The organism is Pseudonocardia charpentierae (assembly GCF_031845345.1).
GTDB lineage: Bacteria > Actinomycetota > Actinomycetes > Mycobacteriales > Pseudonocardiaceae > Pseudonocardia > Pseudonocardia charpentierae.
The window spans coordinates 178,608-203,488 of sequence record NZ_JAVREJ010000011.1 but is presented as its reverse complement, the minus strand read 5'-3'; the positions used below and the strand labels follow the sequence as shown (position 1 = coordinate 203,488).

23 protein-coding genes are annotated in these 24,881 nt (G+C 70.8%); 14 read left to right on the top strand and 9 right to left on the bottom strand.

The window, feature by feature from the left end:
• Window positions 1-22 precede the first annotated feature (22 nt).
• On the top strand, window positions 23-217 hold the full coding sequence (locus RM445_RS17130) for a hypothetical protein (protein ID WP_311557465.1): 195 nt from the start codon (window positions 23-25) through the stop codon (window positions 215-217).
• 7 nt (window positions 218-224) lie between these two features.
• On the opposite strand, the gene RM445_RS17125 is transcribed toward RM445_RS17130, so the two are convergent.
• Together RM445_RS17125 and RM445_RS17120 are read right to left on the bottom strand one after the other, a co-directional pair.
• Entirely contained in the window at window positions 225-1,232 is a 1,008-nt protein-coding gene (locus tag RM445_RS17125; protein WP_311557463.1) for an NAD(P)H-dependent glycerol-3-phosphate dehydrogenase, read from the bottom strand.
• Complete coding sequence (locus RM445_RS17120) at window positions 1,229-1,933, bottom strand: lysophospholipid acyltransferase family protein (RefSeq protein ID WP_311557461.1); 705 nt, start codon at window positions 1,931-1,933, stop codon at window positions 1,229-1,231. Before RM445_RS17120 ends, RM445_RS17125 begins: the two co-directional genes overlap by 4 nt.
• 94 nt (window positions 1,934-2,027) lie before the next feature.
• On the opposite strand from RM445_RS17120, the gene cofC reads away from it, so the two are divergent.
• The 4 genes from cofC (at window position 2,028) to RM445_RS17100 (ending at window position 6,202) form a co-directional block, all read left to right on the top strand.
• Entirely contained in the window at window positions 2,028-2,687 is a 660-nt protein-coding gene (cofC, locus tag RM445_RS17115) for a 2-phospho-L-lactate guanylyltransferase (protein WP_311557459.1), read from the top strand.
• Between the two features lie 378 nt (window positions 2,688-3,065).
• On the top strand, window positions 3,066-3,647 hold the full coding sequence (locus RM445_RS17110; protein ID WP_311557457.1) for a hypothetical protein: 582 nt from the start codon (window positions 3,066-3,068) through the stop codon (window positions 3,645-3,647).
• 65 nt (window positions 3,648-3,712) lie between these two features.
• The gene (locus RM445_RS17105; protein WP_311557455.1) at window positions 3,713-5,392 is read left to right on the top strand and encodes a hypothetical protein; all 1,680 of its coding nucleotides are present in this window, start codon (window positions 3,713-3,715) and stop codon (window positions 5,390-5,392) included.
• A 177-nt stretch (window positions 5,393-5,569) separates the two neighbouring features.
• Window positions 5,570-6,202, top strand: coding sequence for a hypothetical protein (locus tag RM445_RS17100; RefSeq protein WP_311557454.1), 633 nt, complete (start codon window positions 5,570-5,572; stop codon window positions 6,200-6,202).
• 14 nt (window positions 6,203-6,216) lie between these two features.
• Here the strand turns inward: RM445_RS17100 and RM445_RS17095 are convergent, their stop codons facing one another.
• Window positions 6,217-6,444, bottom strand: coding sequence for a hypothetical protein (locus RM445_RS17095; protein WP_311557453.1), 228 nt, complete (start codon window positions 6,442-6,444; stop codon window positions 6,217-6,219).
• A 288-nt stretch (window positions 6,445-6,732) separates the two neighbouring features.
• On the opposite strand from RM445_RS17095, the gene RM445_RS17090 reads away from it, so the two are divergent.
• Window positions 6,733-8,898 (top strand): RNA degradosome polyphosphate kinase, encoded by a 2,166-nt coding sequence (locus RM445_RS17090; protein ID WP_311557494.1) that lies wholly within the window; start codon window positions 6,733-6,735, stop codon window positions 8,896-8,898.
• The gene (locus RM445_RS17085; protein WP_311557452.1) at window positions 8,895-9,797 is read left to right on the top strand and encodes an NUDIX hydrolase; all 903 of its coding nucleotides are present in this window, start codon (window positions 8,895-8,897) and stop codon (window positions 9,795-9,797) included. Before RM445_RS17090 ends, RM445_RS17085 begins: the two co-directional genes overlap by 4 nt.
• On the opposite strand, the gene RM445_RS17080 is transcribed toward RM445_RS17085, so the two are convergent.
• Window positions 9,773-10,681 carry a hypothetical protein gene (locus RM445_RS17080; protein WP_311557451.1) on the bottom strand — a complete coding sequence of 303 codons (909 nt, stop codon included), beginning with the start codon at window positions 10,679-10,681 and terminating at the stop codon, window positions 9,773-9,775. The two genes, RM445_RS17085 and RM445_RS17080, sit on opposite strands and share 25 nt — an antisense overlap.
• Before the next feature lie 318 nt (window positions 10,682-10,999).
• On the opposite strand from RM445_RS17080, the gene RM445_RS17075 reads away from it, so the two are divergent.
• Genes RM445_RS17075 through RM445_RS17060 form a run of 4 tightly spaced genes read left to right on the top strand, consistent with a single transcriptional unit; the run spans window position 11,000 to window position 17,653 of the window.
• Window positions 11,000-14,905 carry a Pls/PosA family non-ribosomal peptide synthetase gene (locus RM445_RS17075; RefSeq protein WP_311557450.1) on the top strand — a complete coding sequence of 1,302 codons (3,906 nt, stop codon included), beginning with the start codon at window positions 11,000-11,002 and terminating at the stop codon, window positions 14,903-14,905.
• Entirely contained in the window at window positions 14,905-15,714 is an 810-nt protein-coding gene (locus RM445_RS17070; RefSeq protein ID WP_311557449.1) for a dimethylarginine dimethylaminohydrolase family protein, read from the top strand. The genes RM445_RS17075 and RM445_RS17070 overlap by 1 nt, the downstream gene beginning before the upstream one ends.
• The gene (locus RM445_RS17065; RefSeq protein WP_311557447.1) at window positions 15,714-16,373 is read left to right on the top strand and encodes a BPL-N domain-containing protein; all 660 of its coding nucleotides are present in this window, start codon (window positions 15,714-15,716) and stop codon (window positions 16,371-16,373) included. Before RM445_RS17070 ends, RM445_RS17065 begins: the two co-directional genes overlap by 1 nt.
• The gene (locus RM445_RS17060) at window positions 16,370-17,653 is read left to right on the top strand and encodes a heparan-alpha-glucosaminide N-acetyltransferase domain-containing protein (protein WP_311557446.1); all 1,284 of its coding nucleotides are present in this window, start codon (window positions 16,370-16,372) and stop codon (window positions 17,651-17,653) included. Before RM445_RS17065 ends, RM445_RS17060 begins: the two co-directional genes overlap by 4 nt.
• Here the strand turns inward: RM445_RS17060 and RM445_RS17055 are convergent.
• Window positions 17,641-18,465, bottom strand: coding sequence for an anti-sigma factor (locus RM445_RS17055; RefSeq protein WP_311557444.1), 825 nt, complete (start codon window positions 18,463-18,465; stop codon window positions 17,641-17,643). The genes RM445_RS17060 and RM445_RS17055 overlap by 13 nt on opposite strands.
• Window positions 18,455-19,036, bottom strand: a complete 582-nt coding sequence (locus RM445_RS17050; protein WP_311557443.1) for an RNA polymerase sigma factor — start codon at window positions 19,034-19,036, stop codon at window positions 18,455-18,457. The genes RM445_RS17055 and RM445_RS17050 overlap by 11 nt, the downstream gene beginning before the upstream one ends.
• 334 nt (window positions 19,037-19,370) lie before the next feature.
• On the opposite strand from RM445_RS17050, the gene RM445_RS17045 reads away from it, so the two are divergent.
• Window positions 19,371-20,792 carry a M1 family aminopeptidase gene (locus RM445_RS17045; RefSeq protein ID WP_311557441.1) on the top strand — a complete coding sequence of 474 codons (1,422 nt, stop codon included), beginning with the start codon at window positions 19,371-19,373 and terminating at the stop codon, window positions 20,790-20,792.
• Window positions 20,793-20,844: 52 nt separating this feature from the next.
• Here the strand turns inward: RM445_RS17045 and RM445_RS17040 are convergent, their stop codons facing one another.
• Complete coding sequence (locus RM445_RS17040; RefSeq protein WP_311557439.1) at window positions 20,845-21,507, bottom strand: HU family DNA-binding protein; 663 nt, start codon at window positions 21,505-21,507, stop codon at window positions 20,845-20,847.
• A 237-nt stretch (window positions 21,508-21,744) separates the two neighbouring features.
• On the opposite strand from RM445_RS17040, the gene RM445_RS17035 reads away from it, so the two are divergent.
• Window positions 21,745-21,990, top strand: coding sequence for a zinc-binding dehydrogenase (locus RM445_RS17035; protein WP_311557438.1), 246 nt, complete (start codon window positions 21,745-21,747; stop codon window positions 21,988-21,990).
• A gap of 73 nt (window positions 21,991-22,063) precedes the next feature.
• Here RM445_RS17035 and leuD read toward each other — a convergent pair whose 3' ends face one another.
• The gene (gene leuD, locus RM445_RS17030) at window positions 22,064-22,654 is read right to left on the bottom strand and encodes a 3-isopropylmalate dehydratase small subunit (protein ID WP_311557436.1); all 591 of its coding nucleotides are present in this window, start codon (window positions 22,652-22,654) and stop codon (window positions 22,064-22,066) included.
• Window positions 22,654-24,078 carry a 3-isopropylmalate dehydratase large subunit gene (leuC, locus tag RM445_RS17025; protein WP_311557435.1) on the bottom strand — a complete coding sequence of 475 codons (1,425 nt, stop codon included), beginning with the start codon at window positions 24,076-24,078 and terminating at the stop codon, window positions 22,654-22,656. Before leuC ends, leuD begins: the two co-directional genes overlap by 1 nt.
• Window positions 24,079-24,126: 48 nt before the next feature.
• On the opposite strand from leuC, the gene RM445_RS17020 reads away from it, so the two are divergent.
• Window positions 24,127-24,828, top strand: coding sequence for an IclR family transcriptional regulator (locus RM445_RS17020; protein WP_311557433.1), 702 nt, complete (start codon window positions 24,127-24,129; stop codon window positions 24,826-24,828).
• Window positions 24,829-24,881 lie beyond the last annotated feature (53 nt).

Sequence of the window (24,881 nt, the reverse complement as noted above, 5' to 3'; positions counted from 1 at the left end):
CGTGCAGTGACCCTGCAAGCCCATGCGTTCGAGAGACCGGTACATGCTCAAGCCTGCCTCCAACTCGACGACTGCCGCTTGGCTTGTTGCCGTGTTCGGCGCGGCGGCCATGCTCATTGGTCCGATCACGCCCTGGATGCTGCCCGTTGTGCTCGTGGGCATGGTCACCTGCTTGTTGGCGTCAGGTGTTCTCGCTGCCTTGTTTTTTCGTCATTGACAACCATCTACTCCGGGCGCGGCGCACGGCTGATCAGCTCTTTGGCCAGGGCCGGGACCGGCAGACCCTCGTGGCACACCCGCCGCACGGCGTCTGAGATCGGCAGCTCGACGCCGTGCCGCCGGCCGAGCTGGCAGATCGACTGGCACGACTTGACGCCCTCGGCGACCTGGCCGTGGTTGGCCGCCTCGGCCTCGGCGAGGGTTTCCCCTCGCCCGAGCCGCTCGCCGAAGGTGCGGTTGCGCGACAGCGGCGACGAGCAGGTCGCCACGAGATCGCCCAGGCCGGCGAGGCCGGCGAAGGTCAGCGGATCGGCCCCGAGCACGACACCGAGACGGCTGACCTCGGCGAGTCCCCGAGTGATCAGCGAGGCGCGGCTGTTGTCTCCCAACCCCATCCCGGCGGCCATCCCGACGGCGAGCGCGATGACGTTCTTGCCGGCTCCGCCGAGCTCGCAGCCGACGACGTCGGTGTTGGTGTAGGAGCGGAAGTAGCCGGTCATGCAGGCGTGCTGCAGAGCGACGGCCCGGTCGTGGTCGCGGCAGGCGATGACGGTCGCGGTGGGCTCGCCGAGGGCGATCTCGCGGGAGAGGTTGGGCCCGGACAACACCGCGACGTGATCCGACGGCACCTCCGCGACCTCGGCGATGACCTCGCTCATCCGCTCCAGCGTGCCCAACTCGACGCCCTTGGCGAGGCTGACCAGCGTGCGTCCTGGCGGAAGGAGCGTCCGCCACGCGCTGAGGTTGTGCCGCAGCGTCTGCGACGGGAGCGCGAGCACGACGGCGTCGGCGCCCTCCAGAGCGACCGCCGCGATGGTCGTCGCCTCCAGCGGCGGCAGCTCGACGTCCGGCAGATACTCGGGGTTGCAGCGGCTCTCGGTGATCGCTTCGGCGATCTCGGGGCGGCGTGCCCACAGCACGACGTCGCGGCCGGCGTCGGCGAGAACCTTCGCGAAGGTCGTCCCCCACGACCCGGCGCCGAGGACGGCGACCCGCTGGATCTCGGTCGTCACGCCGTCTCCCGCCGGTAGAACTCCTGCGGGGCGGGCTCGTCGCGGACCTCGGCGAGCAGGTCGCGGACCCGGCCCATGATGAGGTCGGTGACCTCGCGCAGCACGGCCGCGTCGACCGTCCGTCCGCGGTAGGCCGACAGGTCGACGGGTTCGCCGCAGCGCACGGTGACAGTCGTGCGGGGCAGTGGGCGGTAGCGCTTGCGGTAGCCGTCAAGGACCGCCTGCGTGCCCCAGTGCACCATCGGGACGACCGGCACGCCGGAGGCGAGCGCGAGCCGGGCGACGCCGGTGCGCGGCTGCATGGGCCAGTGCGCGGGGTCGCGGCTGATCGTGCCCTCCGGGTACACGATCAGCGCCTTACCGCCCTCCAGCGCAGCCGTACCTTCACGCAGACTCGCCTTGGCGTCGGCCGTTCCGCGGAACACTGGGATCTGACCGGTGGAGCGCAGGATCGTGCCGAGCAGGGGGACGCGCCAGAGGCTGTCCTTGGCGAGGAAGCGGGGCACGCGGCGGGCGATGTGGACGGCGAGCGCGCTGTAGATCGGGTCGACGTGGGAGATGTGGTTGGCGGCGATCACGGCGCCGCCCTGACGCGGGATGTGCTCCAGCCCGACGAACCGCGGGCGCGCGCTGAGCCAGCCGAAGGGATAGAAGAAGACGGCGCAGAAGCCGATCCAGAAGCCGCCCCGCTCGCGCGCCACCTATGTCCCCCTGTCAAGCCGTGTCCGGTTCGCAGAGTCTCACGGGTGGGTGACGTGCGGTCCACCGCAACCCTCGGCCCCGGAATTTGTGAGGATGGAGTGCGTGGATCTCGTTGTGCCGGTCAAGCCCCTGCATGCGGCGAAGACCCGGCTACGCGGTGCGGCGGATCACGGAGTCGGCGACCCCGGCGCGCATGCCGCGCTCGCACTCGCTCTCGCGCACGACACCGTCGCGGCCGTGCTCGCGAGCCGGGCCGTGCGGCGGTTGCTGGTGATCAGCTCGGATCCCGTAGTGGCCGCAGAGTTCGCGGCCGTCGGCGTGGAGGTCGCGCCGGACGTGGCCGGTGGGCTGAACGACGCCCTACGTCACGGGGTTTCGCTGCTGCGGGCCACCGACCCGGACGCTCCCGTCGGTGCGCTGCAGGCCGACCTGCCCGCATTGCGGCCATCGGAGCTTGATGAGGCGCTGCACGACGCCGCGGCGCTCTTCGCCACCGGTGCCCGGCGGGCGTTCTGTCCGGACGCGCAGGGCACCGGCACGACCCTGTTACTCGCTGCATCCTTCGTGGCGCTCGACCCACTGTTCGGTGCGGGGTCAGCAGCGCGTCACCGCGAGTCCGGCGCAGTAGCGCTGGCGGGGGCCGGACCGGGGCTGCGTCAAGACGTCGACACGGGCGACGACCTGTGCGCGGCGGCCGAGCTGGGACTTGGCCTGCACACCCGAGCCGTACTGGCGCCGACGGGCCGGTGCTGAACGCGCTCGTTTGCGCTGGTCATGACTTCGCCCATCTGATTTGTCTGAAATTGCCGGTGACGCCGACCGCCGGCTGCGGACTGCAAACCCAATTTTCGGTATCTCGTCGAGAAAATGTACGGACATGACTCCGAATGAGTAGCCGAACTGCTGCAATTCACGGAGAGTAGTCACCGTTAGGCCGTACGGGGCATCCTGCAATGAACTCGTAACAAGGTCGTACGACGGGCCGAGAAACGTGGTGTACGCAGCAAATGGCGCGCATCCGATCCCCAGCGGATGCGGCCGCATCGACCCCGACGAGAACCCGGTATCGCTGATGTCGAGCCGGTGAGCCTCGAGACAGCCATGTCGACAAATGAGAAGCGGAGGTGGCAGATGGGCGCGACGATGCAGGATCGACTGAAGTGGGCGCGAACCTACGTCGCCACTCCATTCGCTCTTGTCGTCTTTCTGCTTCTTGCCACACCGGTCGCCTTCGCCGGACCGTCCGAGGGTAGCCCGGCTGCGGTCGATCCGACTGTCCGGATCCCGATGGAAGAGGTCGGGCACCGCCAGTCGCTATGGGACGCAGGCTCTGGTAGCGCAAACGTCGGTTTCGCCACGGGCGAGCTCAACCGCCGTGATCTGGTGCAGGCGTTTTCGTCGAGCCCCGACTCGACGCTTCTCACTTCCGGCTCGTTCTCGAACCGGGCCGAGGCAGATTCTTCCGCGGCGGCAGAGCTCGCGCTCAATCACGTGTCGATGACGTTGGGCTCCGGTTCCCGGCTGTTCAGCAGCCACACCCCGGCGCCACCGGCCGACAGTTCGAGCCCCAGCGGCTCGTCCGGCCTCACCGGATTGCTGGCCCTGCCGTCGGCCGGCACTTCCGCAGCTGTCGGGGTGGATCGACCACCACTTCCGCCGTACGGGCGCCGCGCGACGTGGACCTTCCGGGTGCCTTTGACGCGACCTGGATGAGCAGCTCGTTCCTCCGCGCACGATCCGAACGAGTTTCTCACCATACTGCGAAGAAGGATTGTTCAGTGAAGACCACGAAGAAGACCATGCTGACCGCTGTGCTGGCCCTCGGCATGATCGCTGCCGGTTCGGGGACGGTGTACGCCGCCGCATCGCCGGGCCACTCGGTGGTGAAGTCCGCGAACCAGAACTCCGGCAACGGCGTCAACAGCAACGACAGCGACAGCAGGCGCAACGAGAACCGCGCCTACCGCGACGACACGAGCTTCGCCGGCAACAGCAACGAGAACTCGAGCGACAACAAGAACAAGGCCGAGGCCAAGAACGGCAGCCTCGCCATCAACAACAACAAGAACTCGGACAAGAACGAGAACAAGGCCGAGGCCAAGAACGGCAGCTTCGCCGGCAACGGCAACGACAACTCTCATAAGAACGAGAACGAGGCCAAGGCCGAGAACAAGAGCAGCGCGAGCAACACCAACGTCGACTCGGACAAGAACAAGAACAAGGCGGAAGCCAAGAACGGCAGCGGTGCCGGTAATGGCAATCTGAAGTCGTACGGCAACCAGAACGAGGCCAAGGCCAAGGACGCCGGCAACGCCGCCAACAGCAACGACAACTCGAACTCCAACAAGAACAAGGCGGAAGCCGAGGGCAGCGGCGCCATCGCCGGCAACTCCAACAGCAAGTCGAGCTACAACCAGAACGAGGCCAAGGCCAAGAACGGCGGCGTGGCCGGGAACGCGAACACCAACTCGAACAAGAACCAGAACGAGGCCAAGGCGTCCGATAAGGACAGCAAGGCTTTCAACGCCAACACCGACTCGAACTCCAACAAGAACAAGGCCGAGGCCACGAGCGGCGGCACCGCGAGCAACCTCAACGACAAGTCGAACTACAACGAGAACAAGGCCGAGGCCAAGACCGGCGGCACCGCCGGCAACCTCAATTCCGGTTCCGACAAGAACAAGAACGAGGCGACGGCGGCCGACAAGGGCAGCACGGCCTCGAACACCAACATCAACTCGGATTCCAACAAGAACAAGGCCGAGGCCGCGATCGGCGGTACCGCGACCAACATCAACAGCGGCGGCGGGTACAACAAGAACGACGCCGGCGCCAAGAATGGCGGTCAGGCAAGCAACACGACCACCGGTGTTGGGAACGAGAGCAGCTCGAAGGCAGACAACGGCGCCGCCACCTCGACGACGACCGGCAAGGGCAACGAGGTGTCGTCGACCGCCAAGAACACCAATGGGGGTATCTACCCGGCCCCGTTGTCCGGCGCGCAGGCCTCGGCCAACGGAAACGGCAATGAGTCGACCGCCTCGGCGACCGGCAAGGACAGCCTGGCCCAGAGCAACGCGGACGGCACCAAGAACACCGTCAAGGCTGTGGCCACCGGTGGCGGGTGGGCAGCCGCCAACACCGAGCCCGGCAGCGTGAACGGCAAGGCGACCAGTATCGCCAACGGTGGAGGCAACACGGCGACCTTCGCGAAGGCGACCGCGGGCAACAACGCCACGGCCTACGCCGAGGCGGCCAACGGTGGGTACTCGTCCGCAACCGCGACCCGTCCGGGCAGCTACGCAGTGGCCCGGTCGGTCGGCTCCGGCTCGACCGCCACGGCGTCGGCGACCGGTAAGCCCGCGGACGACGTCGCCTCGGCCAACTGCACCGCCGGCGGCGGTGGTGCAGCGATCGCGGCCACCAGTGGTGGCGCGTTCGCGCAGAAGTTCTGCTGATCGGTTCACGATCACGGTGAGCGCCACCCGCACTCACCGCCGGGCCCGCCCTCCGGGGCGGGCCCGGTCCCGGCCCGTCGCATCGGACCCGCTGCAGGCGAACGCGCGGCGCCACCTTCTGCGTGCCCCCCGACAAATCCGACAGCGACCCGTCAGGGCGCGAGGAAGGACCCTCAGATGTCAGGAACTCGAACTCATTCCCGACGGGCCGGCGGACTCGCCGTCGTGGCCGCCTCGGCTCTACTTCTGAGCGGCTGCGGCAACGCCGAGCCCGCTGCCGCACCACCTGCACAACCCGAGCCGTTGCTGCTGTCGGGTCCGACCACCCACGTCATGGTCGCCATCCCGACCGGCTGGCACCAGGTCATCAACAGCGCCAACCCCGTCATCCCGCAGATGGTGGCCCCCACGACCTGCATGGGCGACAACGAGGTCAGCTGCGCGCTCGGTCTCGTACGGACTGCCACCACGACGGCACCCACCATCGAGGAGGCCGCGAAAGCGGTCGAGGACGCGGTGACCGGTGAGCCGGGCATCACCAAGGGGGCGACCCTCAACCAGGGCCCCGCGAAGATCGGCAAGCGGGACGGCTACCGCCACCGCTTCACCTTCACCAACCCCACCGCCAACCTCACCGCGGAAGTGGCCGCCGTTCCCAGTGGCCCGACCACGCCGAACCCCGACGGCACCCTCGAATACTCCATCGTGCTGGCGTGGGTGTCGGACAAGCCCGACGCCCCCAAGCCCGACGTCATCGACCAGATCGTCGACTCGACGCTCGTCTACGGTGGTCAGCCGCCCCACGAGTGACTCAGCAGATCACGTCATCGCAGCAACGAGAAGCCCGCCCCGCGGAGCAGGTAGCGGGTCAAGACCGCCGCCACGCTGTAGGCGGCGGCGAAGGCGAGAAGGTCGCCCGCGTGGATGCCGTGCCCACGGGTGAGTGTGAGAAGCACCGGTCCGACCTTGGTCATCTCCGCGAACGCCAGCCCGAACATGGTCGCTGCACCCCAGACGGCGAGGATCGACACGGCGCGACGGAACAAGGTCATGTCCTCATTCTCCCCGCCGATCCTGTGTCCACCCTGTGACCGCTCCCGGACATCGGGAGTTCACCCGGATGTCGAAGCCTTCGGTCCCCCAACGACCGGTGCGTGGGTGAGAATCGGACCGTGGACGACTCCCAGGACCACGGTGAGCACCAGCCCTCACCCGTCTCGACCCCACGCTCCGGTCGGCGTACCCGGCCGGCGGCGCGTACGGGCGGCCGGGCCTCGGCCACCGTCGAGCGGCCTGAGCAGGACGACCCCGTCGTGGCACCCCCGCCCGCAGCAAACGGCGTGACCACCGCGACGACGCCCGTCTCCCCCGACGCGGCCGTGCCCGTAGTGCCCCCGGCGCGGACCGTCGCCCCCGTCTCGACCCTGCCCGACGACCGCTACCTCAACCGCGAGCTGTCGTGGCTCGACTTCAACGCCCGCGTGCTCGCGCTGGCCGAGGACACCAGTCAGCCGCTGCTCGAGCGGGCCAAGTTCCTGGCGATCTTCGCGAGCAACCTGGACGAGTTCTACATGGTCCGCGTCGCCGGGTTGAAGCGTCGCGACGAGGCCGGCCTCGGGGTACGGAGTGCCGACGGCCTTACGCCGCGCGAGCAGCTCGCCCACATCTCTGCGCGGACGCAGGCGCTGGCCGTCGCGCACGCGAAGGTGTTCCTCGACGAGGTGTGCCCGGAGCTCGACAAGGAGGGCATCCGGGTCAACCGGTGGTCGTCGCTGAGCGACGAGCAGCGCACTGCGCTCTCGACGTACTTCACCGAGACGGTGTTCCCCGTGCTGACCCCGCTGGCGGTCGACCCGGCGCACCCGTTCCCCTACATCTCGGGGCTCTCGCTCAACCTGGCCGTGACCGTGCGCGACCCCCAGGGCCGCACCGAGCGGTTCGCCCGGGTCAAGGTGCCCAACAACGTCCCGCGGCTGGTCCGGGTAAGGCCCGTCGACCGGGACGACAAGTCGATCACTTTCCTGCCCATCGAAGACCTGATCGCGGCGCACCTGTCGGACCTGTTCACCGGCATGGAAGTGGCCGAGGTCCACGCCTTCCGGGTCACCCGCAACGCGGACGTGGAGGTCGAGGAAGACCGCGACGAGGACCTGCTGCAGGCCCTGGAGCGCGAGCTCGCCCGCCGCCGGTTCGGGCCGCCGGTCCGGCTCGAGGTCGTCGACACGATGAGCCCGCACGTGCTGGAGCTGCTGCTGCGCGAACTGGACGTCGACCCGAACGACGTCGTCACCGTCCCGGGCCTGCTCGACCTCACCGCGCTGTGGCAGATCGTCGGCGTGGACCGGCCGGACCTCAAGGACGAGCCGTTCCGGCCCGCCACGGCATCCGCGTTCGCCGAGGGCGAGACGGCCAAGAGCGTGTTCGCCCAGCTGCGCGAGGGCGACATCCTCATCCATCACCCGTACGACTCGTTCGCGACGAGCGTCCAGCGCTTCGTCGAGCAGGCCGCTGCCGACAAGAACGTGCTCGCGATCAAGCAGACGCTCTACCGCACGTCGGGCGACTCCCCCATCGTCGACGCGCTCAAGGACGCCGCGGCGGCGGGCAAGCAGGTCGTCGCGCTGGTGGAGATCAAGGCGCGGTTCGACGAGCAGGCCAACATCCGGTGGGCGCGCGAGCTGGAGCGCGCGGGCGTGCACGTCGTCTACGGCCTCGTCGGTCTCAAGACGCACTGCAAGACCTGCCTGGTGGTGCGCCAGGAGGGCAACACGATCCGCCGCTACTGCCACATCGGCACCGGCAACTACAACCCGAAGACCGCCCGGCTCTACGAAGACCTCGGGGTGCTGACGGCGGATCCGACGATCGGCGAAGACCTCACCGACCTGTTCAACGCCCTCACCGGCTACTCGCGCCAGACCTCGTACCAGAGCCTGCTCGTGGCGCCCTACGGCGTGCGGCGCGGGATCGTCCGGCGCATCGAGGACGAGATCGAGGCGCACCGGGAGGGCAAGGACGCCCGCATCCGGATCAAGGTGAACTCGCTGGTCGACGAGCAGGTGATCGACGCGCTGTACCGGGCGTCGCAGGCCGGGGTGCCGGTCGACGTCGTGGTGCGCGGGATCTGCGCGATCCGGCCCGGGCGGGAGGGGCTCAGCGAGAACATCCAGGTCCGGTCGATCCTCGGGCGCTTCCTCGAGCACTCCCGGGTGTTCCATTTCAACGCCGCTGACGAGATTTGGATCGGCAGCGCGGACATGATGCACCGCAACCTGGACCGGCGCGTCGAGGTGCTGCTGCGGGTGGCCGAGCCGAAGCTCGCCGACTACCTGCGCACGGTGCTCGACTCGTGCCTCGACCCCGCGACCCGGTGCTGGACGCTCAACGCGGACGGCTCGTGGTGGCCGTCGCCGGCGCCCGACTCGGGAGTGTCGCCGGTGCGCGACCACCAGGCCGAGATGATGCACCTGCACTCGCGGGCGGCGTCCCGGGCTGCGGCCGAGTGAGCAAGCAGGATCCCGACGGCGACATCCTCGCCGCCGGGGCGGTTCTCTGGCGCCCTGGTCCGGAGATCGCTCTCGTTCATCGGCCTCGCTACGACGACTGGTCGCTGCCCAAGGGGAAGCTGGAATCAGGCGAGTCGATGGCGGCCGCTGCAGTGCGTGAACTGCAGGAGGAGACCGGGGTCGCGGCGCGGCTCGGGGCGTGGCTGCGCGACGTCCGTTACGCAGTGGCGGACGGCCGCAAGTTCGTGCGGTACTGGTCGGCGGAGGCGCGATCGTCGGTCGACTTCGTGCCGAACCACGAGGTGGACGAGCTGTGCTGGGTGTCGCCGGACACCGCCAAGGGCCTGCTGACCTACGCGCACGACGCAGATGTCGTCGCGCGCTTCGCCGAGCTGGGCCCGCCGACGTCGATGCTGCTGGTGGTGCGGCACGCCAAGGCCGGGAGCCGCGACAGCTGGGACGGCGACGACGGCCTCCGCCCGCTGTCGACCGCGGGGCGCAAGCAGGCGCAGCAGATCGCCGAACTCCTGCCGCTGTACGGCCCGGACCGCATCGTCAGTTCCCCGCAGGTGCGCTGCCGCGACACGGTGGCGCCGCTGGCCGAAGCGCTGGGTCTGGAGGTCGCCCCCGAGCCGTTGCTGAGCGAGAGCAGCTACGTGGACGACCCGGACGCCACGCTCGAGCGGGTGCGGGAGCTGACGGCCCAGCCCGGAGTCACCGTGGTGTGCAGCCAGGGCGGGGTGATTCCCCACGTGATCGCGGCGTTGACCCAGGAGGCGACGGTGTCGGTCGACGTGGATGTCGACGACGTGCCGTCGAAGAAGGGCAGCGTCTGGGTGCTGGGCCTGCGCGACGGGGCGCTGGTATCCGCCGACTACGTCGAGCGTCCGGGCAGCTGAGCGACCGCGACCCTGCGCAGCCACCGCTGTCGTTGCCGGAGATGCCAGACGAACTCGTCCAGTTCCGCCGCCCCGAGGGCCACTGTCGCGACCACGAGCGCGGGCAGTAGAGCGAACGACGTCCACGGTGCCCCGACCAGCAGTAGTGCGGTGCTCGCCGTCGCGGCTGCCACGGCACGCAGGCCACGGAACACGAGGCCGACGACGACGACCACGGCTGCCGTCGCGACCAGCAGATCGCGCCCGGTACCGGTCGTCGCCGACGTCACCGACGTCTCCGGGGTCGCGGACAAATGGACGAGAACCAGCGCCGCGCAGCCGAGTGCGGACGCGACCGCGGCCGTGGGGGCCCACCGCCGGGCAGTGATCCCGACGACGAGCACGGCGACCGGGACGGCGAGCAGGGGCGCGGTGAGAAGGCCGAGCACCATGACGGCGACGCCCAGGGCTCGGGCCAGCGACCGCGGCGACGTGAGGAGAGCGGCACCCGCGCTGAGCCAGGCCGTTCCGAGCAGCCCGGATCCGAAGGTCACGAGGACGCCGACGGCCGGCGGGCATGCCGCCAGCAGTACGAGCATCGGGGCGAGCGCGACGGGATGGACTCTGAGTCGGACGGCGACCGCCACGAGCGCGGTCAGCGCGACGGCGCACGCGACGAGAGCCAGCTCCTGGGCAGCACCCGTGAGGTCCGGATAACGGTGCGCCGCACCGGTCAGCTCGGCGTAGGCCACGAGTTGCAGATGCGCGAGGCCGCGGGCGCCGACCGGCGCCACGGCACCGGCTCGATCGACCCGGGCGACCTGCACCAGCGCAGCCGTCATCACGGCCGCGCCGGGCAGACCGATGAACACGAGACGGCGAAGCGCCGATCCGAACGGGGACATCAGCACAAGAGGTGTTCGCGCGCCGGGGGCGATCGGTTCAGCCGACCGGGAGACGGGTCGCGCGTTCGCACGGGAAGCGGAAACGGTTCGCCCTAGGCAGCCGCACGACGGGGTGAGATTCGGCACGCGAACCACGGAGCGCGCCCGGTCGATGGCCTGTACGGGGGGATCGATGCAGCACGGCTGCGCCCACCCACCCGTGCACCCGCTCCGACCGCCCAACGAAGGGCCGCCTTCTTGTCCCTGGTAGACATCGCCGCCCGCCGGACCTCGGCCCGTCCCGCCTCGGCCCCACTCCTGCCACACCCCCGGCCGGCCATGTCCCCCCGGCGCCTGCAGCAGTTCTTCGAGGCGAGCGCGGACCGGACCCCCGAGGCCGTCGCGGTCGACGACGGGGACCGCGAGGTGACTTACGGCGCGCTCGAGTGGGCCGCCAATCGGCTGGCCCATCTCCTCCGCTCGCGGGGCATCGGCTCGGGTGACCGGGTCGGCATCCTGCTGCACCGCTCCCCGCTGACCTACACCGCGCTTCTCGGCGTGCTCAAGGCCGGAGCTGCGTTCGTTCCCATCGACCCGGCCTCGCCCCCGGACCGGGTCCGGTACATCGCGGACGACTCCGCGCTCGATCTTCTGCTCAGCACCTCCGAGCTGCGGCCCGCCACCGAGGGCCTGCACCAGCCGGTGCTCGTGCTGGACGAGGACGCCGACCTGCGCGAGGAGGGGCCCTACCCCCGCCTGTGCGTCGATCCCGACGGGGACGCGCCCTGCTACGTGATCTACACCTCGGGTTCGAGCGGCCGCCCCAAGGGCGTCGAGGTGGCGCAGTCGAGCATCTGCAACTTCATCGAGATCGCCACCCAGGTCTACGACGTGCAGTCGACGGACCGCGTGTACCAGGGCATGACGGTCTCCTTCGACTTCTCGATCGAGGAGATCTGGCCGACGTTCGCGGCCGGCGCGACCCTGGTCGTGGGCCCGAACGACTCCCGCAGGCTCGGCGCCGAGCTCGCCGACTTCCTGGAACTGACCGGTGTCACGCTCTTCTACTGCGTGCCGACCCTGCTCGCGACGATTCCGCGCGACCTGCCGGCTGTCCGCGGGCTGATGGTCGGCGGCGAGGCCTGCCCCGGCGGGCTGGTCGAGCGGTGGGCACGACCGGGCCGACGCATGCTCAACACGTACGGGCCCACCGAGGCGACGGTGACCGCGACCTGGGGAGAGCTGCTTCCCGGCCGTCCGGTGACGATCGGCAGGCCCATGCCGACGTACTCGATCGTCATCCTCGACGAGAACCGACGGGTCGTGCCGTCCGGCACGGCGGGCGAGATCTGCATCGGCGGCCCCGGCGTGGCGAACGGCTACGTCGGGATGCCGGAGAAGACCGCCGACAAGTTCGTGCGGTACGGGCCGGCGGGCGAACGGATCTACCGCACCGGTGACCTCGGGCGCGTGGACGAGAACGGCGAGATCGTCTACCTGGGTCGCGCGGACGACGAGGTCAAGATCCGGGGCCACCGGGTCGACCTCGGCGAGATCGAGAGCGTGCTGCTCGACGACCCGGCCGTGGAGAGCGCGGTGGCCGCGCTGCTGCCCGTCGGGGGCGCCGAGGAACTCGTCGCCTACGTCACCACGCGGTCCGGCTCGGCCGATGCCGAGCCGATCGGGAGACTGCACGAGCTGCTGCGCGAGCGCGTACCCGACTACATGGTGCCCGGCTACCTCGAGGTGCTGCCCGCGCTGCCCACGATGCCGAGCGGCAAGGTCGACCGCCGCCGGCTGCCTGCGCCGAGCGGCCGCCGGCTGATCGTCAGAAGCGGGGATGTCGTCACCGCGGACGGCCCCATGGAGGTGGCCGTTCGCGACGCCTGGGCGACCGCGTTCCGGCTCGACCCCGGCGATCTGTCGGTCACCGCCGACTTCTTCGCCGACCTCGGAGGCCACTCGCTGCTTGCGGCCACGGCGGTGTCGCTCCTTCGGGAGCGCGGGGTGGGCGTGACGCCGGCGGTGCGCGACCTCTACCAGAACTCCACGGTGCGCACCATGGCGGCGCACCTGCAGGCACGCACCGACGCCGCATCGGTGGCGGGCGCGACGTCCAGGGTGCCGGCGGAGCACGCCGTGGTGTCGAGCGGTCGCTACGGAGTGGCCGGGGCTCTGCAGGGGGCCTACCTGTACGCGCTGATGCTTCTGCTGACCCTGCCGGTCGTGGCGATCTACATCGCCAACTCCGGCCAGGTCTCGCTCAGGGTCCTGAGCCTCATCGCGCTGATGGCGACCGCGGTGTACCTGGGTCTGCGCTGGTTGCTGGCGCCGGTGATGGTGCGCGTGCTGAGCCACGGCGTCGCCCCCGGCCGCCACCGCCTGTGGAGCGGCACCTACCTGCAGCTGTGGGCGCTGGACGTCATGCTCTCGCTCGCACCGCTGCAGGTGCTGAGCGGGTCGCCGCTCATCACCCCCTACCTGCGGCTGCTCGGTGCCCGCGTCGGCGACGACGTGCACATGGGCACGGCGATCGTGTCCCTGCCGTCGCTGCTGCGGATCGGATCCGGTGCGAGCGTGGGCTACGGGGTGGCCATGCGCCCCTGGGTGGTCGAGAACGGCTGGGTCGTCGTCGAGCCCATCACGATCGGAGAGGGGGCTTTCGTCGGCTCGGGCGCGGTGCTCGAACCCGGAACCACGATCGGGGACTGGGCGGTGCTCGCCGAGCAGTCCACTGCGGCTCGCGGTCAGCACATCCCCGCCGGCGAACGCTGGGTGGGCTCCCCGTCGACGCGGACCGACCAGGTCGACGAGACGCTGGCCGAGCTGGACCGGGACGCTCCCGCCGCCGGATGGACGCGCGTCCAGCACCTCGCCGTGGCCGCCGGGCTCGTCCTGTTGGAGCTGTTGCCCCTGCTGATGCTCATCCCGACGGTGCTTCTGGTCTGGAGCGCCCTGCTGGTGTACGGCGAGACCGTCGGCCTGGTGTCGGCCCTGCTCGTCGGCCCGGTCTTCGTGCTGACGGTCTGCGTGACCGTCCTGTCGGTGCACTCGCTGGTGCAACCGGACACTCCGGTCGGCGTCTACCCCGCGCGCTCCGCACTCGGTGTGCGCAAGTGGTTGGCGGACAAGGTGCTGGAGATGAGTCTCGAGTTCACCAACTCGCTGTACGCGACGCTGTACACGGTGCCGTGGCTCCGCGCGCTGGGCGCGAAGGTGGGCCGGGGTGCCGAGGTCTCCACCGTCGCGCACCTCGACCCCGACCTGCTCGTCCTGGGCAACGAGAGCTTCATCGCCGACATGGCCAGCATGGGCGGCGCGACCTTCCACCACGGCCGGGTCAGCTTCCGCCGTTCCGAGGTGGGAGCGCGGGCCTTCGTCGGCAACGCCGCGCTGATCCCACCCGGGACACGGCTCGGCGACGACTCCCTGGTGGGGGTGCAGACCGTGCCGCCGGCCGCCGGCGTGCCGGCCGGTTCCGCGTGGCTGGGCTCCCCGGCGATGCACCTCCCGGCTCGGCAGGACAGCGGCGACTTCGCCGAGAGCCTGACGTTCCTGCCGAGCAGGCGGCGGGTGGCCGGGCGGCTGGCCGTCGAGTTCCTGCGCATCACGCTGCCCGCCTCGTTGGTCGCGGCTGCGGTGTACCTGTACCTGCTGTCGCTGTCGATGCTGGCCGTCGCGGGCACCGGCGTCGGCGCCGTCGCGCTGCTCGCGCCGCTGCTCGCAGTGCTCTCCGGGCTCGCCGTCTCCGGCGTCGTCGCCATGGTCAAGTGGCTCGTGGTCGGCACCTACCGCCCGCGGGTGGAGCCACTGTGGAGCGGCTTCGTCCGCCGTGCCGAGTTCGTGACCGGACTGTACGAGGCCGCGGCCGTGCCGGCGCTGCTCTACCTCCTGGTGGGCACGCCGTTCCTCCCCCCGGTGCTCCGCCTGTTCGGCGCGCGGATCGGGCGCCGCACCTTCATCGCCTCGACCTACCTCACGGAGTTCGACCTGGTCGAGATCGACGACGACGCGGCGGTGGGCCGCGACGTCTCCCTGCAGACCCACCTCTTCGAGGACCGCGTGATGAAGATGTCGACGGTGCGGGTCGGTCCCCGCGCGAGCGTGGGCGACCGGGCCGTCGTGCTCTACGACGCCACCGTCGGTGCGGACACCACCCTCGAGCCCCTCTCGCTCGTGATGAAGGGCGAGCAACTGCCTGCGGGCACGCACTGGCGCGGGATCCCCGCAGAAGGAGTTGCCTGATGAACGATCACCTGCTCGTCTCCGACGCCGAGCACTTCCGCGTCGACTACGAGATCAACCCCTACATGTCCACCGCGGATCAGCCCGATCACGTGGCCGCGGTCACCGAGCATCGCGCCATCGTCGAGGCCCACCTGCACGCCGGTCGCGTCGTCGAGCACCTGCCCTCTGTCCCGGGCTGCCCGGACATGGTCTTCACCGCGAACGCCGCACTCGTCAGCGGGCGCACCGCGGTGCTGGCCAACCTGCCCGCGCCCCGGCAACCCGAGAGCCCGCACCACCGCGCGTGGCTGAAGGAGAGCGGGTTCCGCGTCGTGGAGGCGCCCTACGCCTTCAGCGGGCAGGGCGACGCCCTGCCGTGCGGCCCCCTGCTGCTCGCCGCCCACGGGCAGCGGACCGACCGGCGGATGCACGACCTGCTGGCCGAGGAGCTCGACTACGAGGTCGTGAGCCTGCGCACCGTCGGACCGCAGTGGTACGACCTCGACCTCGCCCTCGCGGTCGTCGACGATCCGCACACGCTCGCGTGGTGCCCGCAGGCCTTCGACGCCCCGAGTCGAGCGGTGCTCCGCGGTCTCGGGCTCGAGCTCATCGAGGTCTCCCCGGCGGAAGCGGCCCGGTTCGCCCTGAACCTCGTCAGCGACGGCCGGACCGTGACCATGACCGACCGCGCACCACAGCTGGCGGCGACGCTGCGCGCCCGCGGCCTGCGCGTGGTCGAGCTGCCGACGACCCAGCTCGCCAAGGGCGGCGGTGGAATCCGCTGCACCGCGCTGACCCTGCACCCGGCACCCACCGCAGGAACCTGATGCGGCCTCTCGCGCTGGTCTACCGCGGTCCGGCAGCTCGGCCGACCGCCTGCACCGAGGCCGTCGCCGACCTCCTGCGCAGCTCGCCGCTCGGCTTCGAGGTGCGCTACGTCGGCAGAGGGGAGAAACTCCGGCCGGCGACGCTGAGCCGGGCCGTCCTCTACGCCCAACCCGGCGGGGGCACGCTGCGGGCCGCCTACTGTCTGATGCGCCGCCACCGGGCCACCATCCGGGACTACGTCGCCGCAGGCGGTCGCTACCTCGGATTCTGTCTGGGCGGGTACCTCGCCGGCGCCACACCCGGCTTCGACCTGCTGCCCGGGGACACCGACCAGTACGTCGCCACGCCCGGTGCCACGGTCCGCGGAACCGGCGATGTCATCATCGACGTCGACTGGCGCGGGCACCGCCGGCAGCTGTTCTTCCAGGACGGCCCGGTGTTCGTGCCGGCGCCCGGCGCCACGGGTGCCACCGTGCTCGCCCGCTACCCCAACGGCGGGATCGCGGCCCTGGTCGCTCCCTTCGGCGCCGGACGGGTCGGCGTCGTCGGCCCGCACCCCGAGGCCACTGCGGACTGGTACCACGACGCCGGGCTGCGCGCCCCGTCCCGGCTGCCCACCGACCTGGGCCACGACCTGATCGACGAGGTGATGGCATGACCGCCGCACTCTGCGCGGCACCGGGCACCACGCAGGGGCCCGCCGCTCCCCCGACCGCACCGGCCGGTGCACGGTTGCGCGGCATGGACGCGGCTCGGGGGCTGGCCGTGCTGGGCATGATCGCCGTGCACGCCCTGTACGACGTCGACCCCGACGGCAGCCCGAGCCTCACCTATCTCGTGACCGCAGGCCGGTCGGCCGCGCTGTTCGCCGTGCTGGCCGGCATGGGCATCGCCTTCACCACCGGGCGGCGGCGGGTATCCGGCGGCGCGGACGGCCGTCGGGCGGTGGTCTCGCTGGCCGTTCGCGGTCTGGTCGTCGGCCTCATCGGGCTGGCGCTGGGCTACACGGACGTCGAGCTCGCCGCTAACATCCTGCCCTACTACGCGGTGCTGTTCCTGCTCGCGATCCCGCTGGTGTTCCTGCCCACGAAGGTGCTCCTCGCAAGCGGCGCACTCGTCGCGGGCGGGGTGCCCGTCCTGAGCCAGCTCGTCCGTCCGCACCTGCCGGTGCCGGATCTGGTGAATCCCTCGTTCACCGCGTTCGCCGATCCGGGTGCTCTGCTGTCCGAGCTGGCGCTGACCGGCTACTACCCGGCCGTGCCCTGGCTCGTCTACATCTGCGCGGGGATCGCCGTCGGACGGCTACGGCTGTCCTCGGCCCGGGTCGCCGCCGGGCTCGTCGTCGTGGGGACGACGCTGGCCCTGGGGGCCACCGCGCTGTCGTGGTGGCTGCTCGGGCCGCTCGGCGGTCTGGAACGGATCCGCTCGGTCACGCCGGCCGACGAGCTGGCGTCCGCGCCCACCGTCGGTGACTTCGTCACGCTCTGGCCCGAGGGCACGACACCGACCACGACCTGGTGGTGGCTGGCGACGGACGCCCCCCACTCCAGCACGCCGGTCGACCTCGTTCAGACCACCGGCTCGGCGGTCGCCGTGCTCGGAGTGATGTTGCTGCTCGGGCACGTCACCCGGCCGGCGGCGGCCCGGGTGATCGGCGCCGTCACCTCGCCGCTCGCCGCCGTCGGCGCCCTCACCCTCACCGTCTACACCTGCCACGTGGTCTTCCTGAACTCGCCGCTGGACCAGTTCGACGCGCTGGGGGGCTACCTCGTGCAGGTCGTCGCCGCCGTGCTGTTCGCGGTCGGCTGGCGGCGTGCCGTCGGAAGGGGTCCGCTCGAGTCACTGGTACGGGTGCTCGCCGGTAAGGCGGGACGGCTGGCGACCCGGACGACCCGCAAGACCGCGTCCGCACGGTCGGCGCCGACCTACCCCGCCTGACCGGCTGCCACGATCGACGTCGGCGTGGCGGGCATGGTCCGGCCGGGCTCCAACGAGGCCGCGTAGCCGGAGAACGCGCCGGGCGCCGCACCGGACCAGCGGGGCGCCGCATCGGAGCCGACGACGTCGAACGCGGCGATCGGCAGAGGAGCTGCGTCTGCATCGCCGAGACCCCACAGGACGTACGTGGTGGTGGCTCGGTCGTTCGGTGCGAGCTCGCTGCTCAGCAGCGTCAGCTGGCCGTCGACGACCATCACCGCCGCGACCGGCCGGCCGTCCGTGGTGAGGGTGACGTTCACCGACCCCGGCTGCTTCGACCGGACGATGACCTCGGCCAGCCGCTGCACCTGGGTTACCTCCGTATTCCACTGCTGGTAGAGGTGAACGGTGTAGACGGTGAGGCCGGTGAGCGCCATGAGGAACGCAGCCGCAGCGGCGACGAGCAGGCGGGCCCACCGGCGTGGTCGGAGACGAGCGGGCTCCGGTCCGGTTGCGCCCGCTCTGGGGCTCGGCGCCGCAACGGGGCCGGCCGGCTCCGGTTCGTCTGCCTCCTTCTCGGGCCGGTGCACCTGCGGCGTCCTCGCAGCCCCGGTCAGAATGGCGTCCCGCAGCCGCGGCGGCGGTTCGACCTGCTCGGGGCTCGCGGCCAGCAGGCCGGTGACCTGCTCCGTCTCCCGTGCGACCTCGCGGCAGGAATCGCACTGCGCCAGGTGGGCGCGGAACGCGCTCTCCTCGTCCGGCTCCAACGCGCGCAGCACCCACCCGACGGCCTGTTCGCCGGACGGGCAGGAAGAACTCACGTCACCTGTCATGCCGCGCACCGTTGGGGTTCTCGTCGGCGACGACGTCGCCCAGAAGCGGGAGAAGGATACCGCGGAGGCGTCGGGTACCGGCGAACATCCGGGACTTCACCGTGCCGACCGGCACGTCCACGATGGCCGCGACCTCGCGTTGGGTGTAGCCCCCGAAGTAGGCCAGGGCCAGAGCCTGGCGCTGCTCGGCAGGCAGCTGCGCCAGCGCCGTCCGGACGTGTCCCGCGGCGAGAGCGCCCAGCGCGGCGTGATCCGCACCGGGCAGAGAGGGCATTTCCCGTTCCTCGTCCTGGTGGGGGGTCGTGGTGTTGTGCCGCGTGGCCGCACGCTCCCGGCGCACGGCGTCGACCGCCTTGTGGTGCACGATCGTCAGCAGCCAGCTGATGAACGATCCGCGGCTCGGGTCGAATCGCCCGGGGGCGCGCCAGAAGGCGAGGAAGGCCTCCTGGACGACATCTTCACCCGACTCCTCGTTACCGGTCACGCGGCGGGCGAGGGAGTAGGCCTGACGGCCGTGACGGTCGTACAACCCGCCGAGCGCCGCGCGGTCGCCGTCGACGACGCGCTGCACGAGCTGCTCGTCACTGACATGGCCATGGGCCGCCGTAAGGTGGCGGCCGGCGCGGCTGGGTCGCTCCGGGCGCACCGGCTCAGGGACAGCCTCAGGCACCAGCGCTTCCTCACGTCATGTCTTCGCCCCGACGCCACGTGCGGTTCGTCCGATCGCAGCAGAGCCACCCGATCGAGTGAAGCGACAGGACAGCCTGTTGCACTGGGTAACCCCTCGGCGCCGCTTTACCCATTCGTCATATGCCGATCAGACCTTGCTTCGATCGGACGGACCGCTCGAATTCTTCTGACGAGGCCTCACGCCGCGGTCACCGCGCTCACGGAAGACTCGGATAGTGATCCGACCGTCCGCCCGCCGCGCTCTCGTCATTGTGATCGCGCTGGCGACGCTCGTCGCGTGCACCCGGACCACCGTCGAACCGGCCGACACCACCGCCAGAAGCCAACCCTGGCCCGAGCGACCGGTCGTCGAGCTCCGCTTCGACGTCGCGGACGACCTCGCGTCGGTGATCGGGCGGGAGTCCGTGGAGTTCACGCCTGACCAGCGCATCTGCGAGCTGGTGTTCCGCGCCTGGCCGAACAAGCCGACCACCGCCGAGGACGGGACGTCGCTGAGCGTCACCGATGCCGCGGTGGGGGGCCGTCCCGTCGAACCGGTCGTCAGCTCGGGAGGGGCACCCGGTGATGCAGCCGGCACCGTGGTCACGCTGCCGCTGCCTGAGTGCTCGGATCCGGGGACGCCCGTTCGTGCCGACCTGGGCTTCACCCTGGTGCTGGGACGGGACGCGGGCGAGCGGGTCGGCCACATGCCCTCCGCGGAGATCGCCTGGTTCGCCACGGCGTTCCCGTTGCTGGCCTGGGTACGTGGCGAGGGCTGGGTGCGCGACCCTGCGGTCGGCATGGCCGGCGAGACCGTCACCAGCGAGGACTTCCGGCTGGCCGAACTCGCCGTCACCGCAGCGGATGCGTACCAGGTTCTCGGCACCGGCAGGGAGCAGAGTGTCGAACCCGGTCCCAGGCCCGGAGCCGCCGTGCACCGCTTCGCGGCGGACGCGGTGCGGGACGTGGCGGTGTCGGTCGGCCGGTTCACGGTGGCCGAGCGCGAGGTCGACGGCATCCGGTACCACGTCGGCGTGCCGGCTCGGGGCAGCCGTGTCGACGCGGACGAGTGGGTGGACAGCCTCGAGACGGCGGTGACGAAGCTGCAGGACTTCCTCGGCCCCTACCCGTACACCGATCTGTGGGCGACGGTCCTGCCGCCGCTGGAGGACGGCGTCGAGTTCCCGGGCGCTCTGCAGTTCGGCGACGTCGGCCGGCGCACCATCCCCGCGCTGGTGGCCCACGAGGTCGCGCACATGTGGTTCTACGGACTGGTCGGCAACAACCAGGCCCGCAACCCCTGGATCGACGAGTCCTTCGCCACCTACGCGCAGGCCCGGGTCGCCGGCCAGGCCGACTCCTACCCGTTGCCCGACCCGGACGACCGCGTCCAGGGCCACCTCGGGGAGCCGATGGCGTACTGGGCTCAGAACGGCGACTTCGGCCGGTACGTCGACGGCGTGTACGACCAGGGCGCGGCCGTGCTGCTCGAAGGGCGGCGACAGAGCGACGAGGCGGCGTTCGACGCCGCGTTGCGTGCCTATGTCGACGCCAACGCCCACCGCGTGGCCGGCCCCGGCGACGTCGCCGTCGCGTTCCGGCAGCTGCCGGAGGTGACCTCCCTGCTACAGCGCTACGGAGCCCTGCCCGACTCGTGACCGCCGCGATCGTTCCGGGCCGCGGGCCGAGTCCGGATCCCGCTGCACGGCGTCACTTCTTGCCCTTCTTGCCCTTCTTCGCGTCGGCCTTGGCTTCCGACTTCTTGGAGGACGCCTTCTTTGATTCCACCTTCTTGGCGTCCGCCTTCGCAGCGGTCTTCGCGGTGGGCTTGGCGGCAGGCTCGGCATGAACCTTCGCTGCCGCCTTCTTCGCGGCGGGCTTCTTCGCCTTCGCCGGCTTGTCGTCGACCGGGTCTGCGGGCGGCTCGGCCAGCAACGTCGTGGTGGGCACCGAAGCGAGGTCGACGGCGCCGTTGACCGCTCCGCCGTCGCCCGAACCGTTGGTCGCCGCTGCGCGCGGGGAGCGACGACGACGCGGCGGGGCCTCGACGGGTGCCTCGGCTGCAACCGGCTCGGTGGCTTCGGCGGGCGCCTCGGCCGAGTCGCCTGCCACGGCGTTCCGGAAGCCCGTTCCCGGGCGGAACGCGGGCACCGTCGTCGCCGGCACCGCGACGGTCTCGCCCGTGCGCGGGTTGCGGCCGGTGCGGGCGGCCCGGGCCCGGCTCTCGAACACGCCGAAGCCGGCGAGCGACACCGAGTCGCCGGACCGGACGGTGTCGACCACGATCTGCAGCAGGGCATCGACGGCGGTGGCCGCGGCCTTCCGGTCGCCGAGGCGGTCGGCCAGCGCGTCCACGAGCTGGGACTTGTTCATGCGGCCAGACGGTAAAGGTATGGCGCGTCGTCCACCAGTTGGAACTCGTTGTGCGGTAAGGAGCGTGACCTGCGATGTCGGGAATACGGTGGCGATCATGAAAACGACCGCGACCCGCACCCCCGCCGTCGGTTTCCTGCACCCGGGCGCACCCGACGTCCTCGTGGACGTCGAGATCGACGTTCCGGCGCCGGAGGGGCACGACCTGCTCGTCGACGTCCGCGCCGTCTGGATCTGTTGCCGCTCAAGGAGAAGAGCCAGACCTGGCACTGGGAGCTCATGTTCACCCGGCCGCTCTTCGAGCCGGAGAGCACCTACCAGCGCGCGCTGCTCGACGAGGTCGCGCGGTTGGTGGACGCGGGCGTGCTGCGGTCGACGCTGACGACGCGGTTGTCACCGATCGACGCCGCGACGCTGACGGAGGCGCACCGGCGGGTGGAGTCGTCGGCGACGATCGGCAAGGTCGTCATCGAGGCCGGTTGAGGTCGTCCCCGAACGTCAGGAAAGCCACTTTCCTGCAACGTCATTGCATGAAAGTGGCTTTCCTGCAAAAGCATCAGCCGACGGTCGTCGGCAGGCGCCCCGGGCGGGCCGCCTCGAACGCCGCGATCGCGTCGGCGTGCCGCAGCGTCAGGCCGATGTCGTCGAGGCCCTCCAGCAGGCGCCAGCGGGTGTAGTCGTCGATGTCGAACGGCACGGTCAGGTCGGCGGCCTGCACCGTCTTCTCCCGCAGGTCGACCGTCAGCTCGGTGCCCGGCTGGTTCTCCAGCAGCTTCCACAGCAGCTCGACGTCCGGCTGCGCGACCTCCGCCGCCAGCAGGCCACCCTTGGCCGAGTTGCCGCGGAAGATGTCGGCGAACCGCGAGGAGATCACCACGCGGAACCCGTAGTCCAGCAACGCCCAGACGGCGTGCTCGCGCGACGAGCCGGTGCCGAAGTCCGGGCCGGCGACCAGCACCGAGCCGTGGTCGAACGGCACGGTGTTGAGGATGAACGTCGGGTCGTTGCGCCAGGCCGAGAACAGCCCGTCTTCGAACCCGGTACGGGTGACCCGCTTGAGGTAGACCGCCGGGATGATCTGGTCGGTGTCGACGTTGCTGCGGCGCAACGGGACGCCGATGCCGGTGTGGGTGGTGAAGGCGTCCATCAGTTCAGGTCCTCGGGAGACGAGAGGGTGCCGCGGACCGCTGTTGCCGCAGCGACCAGCGGGGAGACCAGGTGGGTGCGACCGCCCTTGCCCTGGCGGCCCTCGAAGTTGCGGTTCGACGTCGACGCGCTGCGCTCGCCCGGGGCCAGCTGGTCCGGGTTCATGCCCAGGCACATCGAGCAACCCGCGGAGCGCCACTCGGCGCCAGCGTCGGTGAAGACCTTGTCGAGGCCCTCCTCCTCGGCCTGGAACCGCACCCGCATCGAGCCGGGGACGACCAACATCCGCACGCCGTCGGCGACCTTGCGGCCCTGGATGATCTCGGCGACCGACCGCAGGTCTTCGATCCGGCCGTTCGTACAGGAGCCGACGAAGACGGTGTCGACGTGGACGTCGCGCAGGGGCGTGCCCGCCTCCAGGCCCATGTACTCCAGCGCCCGCTCGGCGGCCACGCGCTCGTTCTCGTCGACGATCGCCTCGGGGTCCGGCACCCGGTCGGCCAGCGGCAGACCCTGCCCCGGGTTGGTGCCCCAGGTGACGAAGGGGGTCAGCGTGTCGGCGTCGATGTCGACCTCGGCGTCGAACACCGCGTCGTCGTCGCTGCGCAGCTCGCGCCACGCCTCGACGGCGGCGTCCCAGTCCTCGCCCTTCGGCGCGCGGTCGCGGCCGTGGAGGTAGGCGAAGGTCGTCTCGTCCGGGGCGATCATGCCCGCGCGGGCGCCCGCCTCGATCGACATGTTGCAGATCGTCATCCGGGCCTCCATCGAGAGGTTCTCGATGACGTTGCCCCGGTACTCCAGTACGTAGCCCTGGCCGCCGCCGGTACCGATCTTGGCGATGATCGCGAGGATGACGTCCTTGCTCGTGACGCCGGGGCGCAGCCGACCGGTGTTCGAGTTGACGTTGATCGCCATCGTCTTGAACTGCTTGAGCGGCAGCGTCTGCGTGGCGAGCACGTGCTCGACCTCGGAGGTGCCGATGCCGAACGCCATGGCGCCGAAGGCACCGTGCGTGGAGGTGTGGCTGTCGCCGCAGACGACCGTCAGGCCGGGCTGGGTGAGGCCCAGCTGCGGGCCGACGACGTGCACGATGCCCTGCTCGGCGTGGTTCATCGGGTAGAGCGGGACGCCGAACTCGGCGCAGTTCCTGCGCAGCGTCTCGACCTGCGTGCGCGACACCGGGTCCGCGATCGGCGCGAGGACGTCCAGCGTGGGGACGTTGTGGTCTTCAGTCGCAACGGTGAGGTCCGTCCGGCGGACGGGACGACCCGCGAGGCGGAGCCCGTCGAACGCTTGCGGACTGGTGACCTCGTGCACGAGGTGAAGATCGATGTAGAGCAGGTCCGGTTCCTGCCCCTCACCCTTGCGGACTAAGTGCTGATTCCACACCTTCTCGGCCAGCGTGCTACGCCCTGTTGATCCCACCGGGCCGTCTCCTCGACATCTCAGAATTCGGGAAGTTAGTATTGCTTCGTGGGACAGTCTAGCGGCATCGGCGTACTGGACAAGGCCGTGGGGGTGCTGCGTGCGGCGGCTGCGGAGCCGTGCGGGCTGTCCGAGCTGTGCGCCCGTACGGGGCTGCCCCGGGCGACGGCGCACCGCCTCGCGGTGGGGCTCGAGGTGCACGGACTCCTGCATCGTGGGACGGACGGCCGGTGGCGACCCGGCCCCACGCTGACCGAGCTCGCGCACCGCGGTGTGGACCCCCTTCTGGAGGCCGCGGCCGCCGTGCTGCCCCGGCTGCGCGACATCACCGGCGAGAGCGTGCAGCTCTACCGCCGCGACGGCGCGGCGCGTGTCTGCATCGCCGCGGCGGAGCCGGCGAGCGGGCTGCGCGACACCGTGCCGGTCGGGACGCGGCTGCCGATGACGGCCGGGTCGGGCGCCAAGGTGCTCGCGGCCTGGGCGGATCCGATGACCCAGCGCGCGCTGCTGCCGGAGGCGACGTTCACCGAACGCGCGCTGCTCGACGTGCGCCGCCGCGGGTGGGCACAGAGCGTGGCCGAGCGCGAGACCGGTGTAGCAAGCGTGTCTGCGCCGGTCCGCGACGCGGCGGGCACGGTGGTCGCGGCGGTGTCGGTGTCGGGCCCGGTCGACCGGATCGGGCGGCGTCCGGGTGTGCGGTGGGCGGCCGACCTGCTGGCGGCCGCGGACGCGCTGCAGCACCGCCTCTGACGCACCGCTGCCGGGCGACCGTCCACCGCACCCCGGCGCGCGTCCGGCCCGTT

What these genes read in the sequence shown, in the direction of transcription:
- RM445_RS17130 (WP_311557465.1), top strand. Translation starts at nt 23, where the DNA reads ATGCGTTCGAGAGACCGGTACATGCTCAAGCCTGCCTCCAACTCGACG.
- cofC (WP_311557459.1), top strand. Translation starts at nt 2,028, where the DNA reads ATGGAGTGCGTGGATCTCGTTGTGCCGGTCAAGCCCCTGCATGCGGCG.
- RM445_RS17110 (WP_311557457.1), top strand. Translation starts at nt 3,066, where the DNA reads ATGGGCGCGACGATGCAGGATCGACTGAAGTGGGCGCGAACCTACGTC.
- RM445_RS17100 (WP_311557454.1), top strand. Translation starts at nt 5,570, where the DNA reads ATGTCAGGAACTCGAACTCATTCCCGACGGGCCGGCGGACTCGCCGTC.
- RM445_RS17095 (WP_311557453.1), bottom strand. Translation starts at nt 6,444, where the DNA reads ATGACCTTGTTCCGTCGCGCCGTGTCGATCCTCGCCGTCTGGGGTGCA.
- RM445_RS17080 (WP_311557451.1), bottom strand. Translation starts at nt 10,681, where the DNA reads ATGTCCCCGTTCGGATCGGCGCTTCGCCGTCTCGTGTTCATCGGTCTG.
- RM445_RS17075 (WP_311557450.1), top strand. Translation starts at nt 11,000, where the DNA reads ATGTCCCCCCGGCGCCTGCAGCAGTTCTTCGAGGCGAGCGCGGACCGG.
- RM445_RS17070 (WP_311557449.1), top strand. Translation starts at nt 14,905, where the DNA reads ATGAACGATCACCTGCTCGTCTCCGACGCCGAGCACTTCCGCGTCGAC.
- RM445_RS17065 (WP_311557447.1), top strand. Translation starts at nt 15,714, where the DNA reads ATGCGGCCTCTCGCGCTGGTCTACCGCGGTCCGGCAGCTCGGCCGACC.
- RM445_RS17060 (WP_311557446.1), top strand. Translation starts at nt 16,370, where the DNA reads ATGACCGCCGCACTCTGCGCGGCACCGGGCACCACGCAGGGGCCCGCC.
- RM445_RS17055 (WP_311557444.1), bottom strand. Translation starts at nt 18,465, where the DNA reads ATGACAGGTGACGTGAGTTCTTCCTGCCCGTCCGGCGAACAGGCCGTC.
- RM445_RS17040 (WP_311557439.1), bottom strand. Translation starts at nt 21,507, where the DNA reads ATGAACAAGTCCCAGCTCGTGGACGCGCTGGCCGACCGCCTCGGCGAC.
- leuD (WP_311557436.1), bottom strand. Translation starts at nt 22,654, where the DNA reads ATGGACGCCTTCACCACCCACACCGGCATCGGCGTCCCGTTGCGCCGC.